Genomic DNA, 3,094 nt, shown 5'->3' on the forward strand with positions numbered 1-3,094 from the left:
TCTGGTGATTATGGCTTGAAGGTAACACCCGTACCCATTCCGAACACGAAGGTTAAGCTTCAAAGCGCCAATGGTACTGCCGGGGAGGCCCGGTGGGAGAGTAGGTCGTTGCCAGATAACATGGTTCACTAGCTCAGTTGGTAGAGCACATGACTTTTAATCATGTTGTCCGGGGTTCGATTCCCCGGTGAGCCACCAAAGACATTCTAATTTATTAGAATGTCTTTTTTATTATATATTTTTCTTAAATAGCACATATAGTTCGTAACTATAATATTATGTTAATTATAAGGATAAGATTATAGAGTAAGGAGGATATAAAATAAAATGGATTTAAAGGATAAATTAACTAGTAGTTTAACTAAAATTGCTCAATCTGTAGAAGAAGGAGCTAATATAATTGCTAAGAAGTCTTCTGATGTAGTTGAAATTTCAAAATTGAATTTTAACATAAGTAATGAGGAAAAAAGCATTAAGAATAAATACGAGGAAATTGGGAAAATAATTTTTGAAAAGTATAAGAATAGTGAAATAATAGATAAGGATTTAGAGGAGCATTGTAAGGAATTAGATAATTCCCTTACGATAATAAAGGAATTATCTAATAAGATTTCTAACTTAAAAGGTGATAAAGAAAAGGATGATTAATAATAAAAATTAAGAGAGTTACTGGCTATTAAATAGAAGCCAGTGACTCTTTTAATTTTAGCCAGTCTTCTTCATAAGATTTTAAAAAATCTTCACTTCTATTATAAGTCAAAGATGAGGGATGATACATTGGGAATATGTATATATTTATATTATTATTAAATATAAGTTTACCATGACATTCCCCTATATTGGTACATGAAGTCCATTGTTTCAAGGGAACATTTCCTAAGGTTATAATAATTTTAGGATTTACTAATTCTATTTTCCTTTGTGCTATATGTTTAAATAAGTTTATTTCAGATACTTTAGGGGTTCTATTGCTTATACTTTTTCTACCATTTAAGTTTTCCTTTGATTTTATAGGTCTAAAAAAGCAAGTATTAGTAATTCTTACATTATTTCGAGAAAGGCCAATGAAATTCAAATATTTTTCAAAGGTTTTACCAGCCATACCAACAAAAGGTTTGCCTTGTTCAACTTCTGTTTTACCAGGAGCTTCTCCGATAAATAATATTTCACAGGGAACGGGCCCATCACCAATAATATAGCCACCAGTAAGATCACCTGTATATGTTTCTGTAATATGTTTAATGTCAAATTCTATTTTATTTAATTCATCATTTATATTCATAAAATACCTCCATTTATTTTAAAGTTTATAGTAGCGAAGAAAATAATCGAGATATAGCTTCTGTTGCTTTTATTAGGAAGGAGGAATTATTATAATCCTCTTCTATAATTAAATTACTTTTCTTTAAATCTTCTAAAAATAAATTTTCTAATTTTGAGGTGATTTCATCATCATATATTACTGCATTAATTTCGTAATTTAGCTCATAACTTCTGATATCCATGTTAGCAGTACCTATAGTACAAATTTTTCCGTCTATTGTAATAGTTTTTGAGTGTATAAAACAATTTTTATCATAGGAATAAATTTTGGCACCACATTTTATAAGTTCTAATAAATATGTACGAGAAGCATAATATACTGTGAAGTGATCATATTTACCAGGAAATAATATTCGTACATCAATTCCTGATAATGCTGCTATTTTTAATGATTCCATTATGCACTCTGGAGGAACAAAATAAGGTGTAGTTATATATATATGATGTGTTGCCATAGAAATCATTTTTAACACACCTTGAAGTATAGAAGCATAAGGAGAATCAGGACCACTTTTTACCAGTTGCATTATTTTACCTTTGGATTTTTGGGGCGGTGGAAAGTAACTATAAAAGTTATTATCAAAAGATAGAGGAGCGTTATTAACATGATTTATAGTCCAGAAATCATCTATAAAAACGCCTTGCAGGCCTAAATTAAAGTCTCCTTTTACCATTATATGAGTATCACGCCAATATCCTAATTTACCTTTTCCTAAGTACTCATCACCTATATTAATTCCACCTAGAAAGCCTACTTTCCCATCGATAACAGCTATTTTTCTGTGATTTCGATAATTAATTTGAGTATTTATATGACGTAAAAACGGAGCTAAAAAATAGGAATATTGAATCACTTCTATACCAGAGTTTTTTAGATCTTGTATATATGATTTACCTAGTTTAATAGAGCCTACTCTATCTATAATAAATTTGATTTTTAATCCCTCTGAAGCTTTAAGGATTAATAAATTTTTTATTTCATTTCCTATGGTGTCATTTTTTACAATATAATATTCTAAATGAATATGATGTTTAGCATTTTTTATTTCTTCTTTTAAAGCTTTAAATTTTTCCTCTCCATTACTAAAAATTATTATATCATTATCAATAAATAGTGGAGAATCACTATTTTTAGCTAACAGTTGAATAAGTGGTATATAGTAAGGATCATTTATTTTGTTTAAAACTCTACAAACTAGCTCCTTTACTCCAGGAGAAAAATGTTTATTTAAGGTATGTATTTTCCAATTACGGCCAAGAAATATGTAAAAGAATAGACCGATAGGTGGAAGTAATATTATTAATAATAACCAAGCTATAGTTTTTTCAGGACGTTTTCTTTCTAGTAAGATTATTATTATTACTATAAGAGCATTTATAAGAAATACCCAATATAGAAAAGAATTAAAATTAAGAAACATATATAGCAACTCCTTTTTATTCTTATATATATATGATATCAAATAAAGGCAAAAGTTATAATAAACTAATTACAAATAAACTTTGCCAAGTGTTTCTATATGTGATAAATTGAGATATATTAAGTATAGATGAGAAATATTAATAAAATATATGTAAATCTATGTGGTATTTAAAAAATAAAATTATAAAGGATGATAGAATAATTTATGTTGTCGCAAGAAACGACAAATAAGTCGACAAAGATTTAAAAAATATTTTAAAAAATTGTTGACAAGAAGAAAAAGAAATGTTAATATGTAAAAGTCGCTTGGAGCGACAGGGTCTTTGAAAATTGAACAGAGAATAGAAA

Annotated in this window: 3 protein-coding genes, 1 tRNA gene and 1 rRNA gene; 3 read left to right on the forward strand and 2 right to left on the reverse strand. The window is 28.0% G+C overall.

What is annotated here, in order from left to right; all coding sequences use genetic code 11:
• The 3 genes from rrf to CRN98_RS17180 all read left to right on the forward strand — a co-directional run bounded on the left by rrf (position 1) and on the right by CRN98_RS17180 (position 648).
• Positions 1–117 (forward strand): 5S ribosomal RNA (gene rrf / locus CRN98_RS17170).
• 5 nt (positions 118–122) lie between these two features.
• Positions 123–198 (forward strand) — tRNA-Lys (locus tag CRN98_RS17175).
• 129 nt (positions 199–327) lie between these two features.
• Positions 328–648 (forward strand): hypothetical protein, encoded by a 321-nt coding sequence (locus CRN98_RS17180; RefSeq protein ID WP_097028629.1) that lies wholly within the window; start codon positions 328–330, stop codon positions 646–648.
• A gap of 28 nt (positions 649–676) precedes the next feature.
• Here CRN98_RS17180 and CRN98_RS17185 read toward each other — a convergent pair whose 3' ends face one another.
• Both CRN98_RS17185 and cls read right to left on the reverse strand, forming a co-directional pair.
• Positions 677–1,282, reverse strand: a complete 606-nt coding sequence (locus CRN98_RS17185; RefSeq protein ID WP_097028630.1) for a uracil-DNA glycosylase — start codon at positions 1,280–1,282, stop codon at positions 677–679.
• 25 nt (positions 1,283–1,307) lie between these two features.
• Positions 1,308–2,744: a cardiolipin synthase gene (gene cls, locus CRN98_RS17190; RefSeq protein WP_097028631.1), complete on the reverse strand. Its 1,437-nt coding sequence runs from the start codon at positions 2,742–2,744 to the stop codon at positions 1,308–1,310.
• Between the last annotated feature and the right edge of the window lie 350 nt (positions 2,745–3,094).

The organism is Clostridium peptidivorans, from assembly GCF_900205925.1.
GTDB lineage: Bacteria > Bacillota > Clostridia > Clostridiales > Clostridiaceae > Clostridium_AK > Clostridium_AK peptidivorans.

Coding starts and splice junctions, on each gene's coding strand:
- CRN98_RS17185 (WP_097028630.1), bottom strand. CDS start 1,282: ATGAATATAAATGATGAATTAAATAAAATAGAATTTGACATTAAACAT.
- CRN98_RS17180 (WP_097028629.1), top strand. CDS start 328: ATGGATTTAAAGGATAAATTAACTAGTAGTTTAACTAAAATTGCTCAA.
- cls (WP_097028631.1), bottom strand. CDS start 2,744: ATGTTTCTTAATTTTAATTCTTTTCTATATTGGGTATTTCTTATAAAT.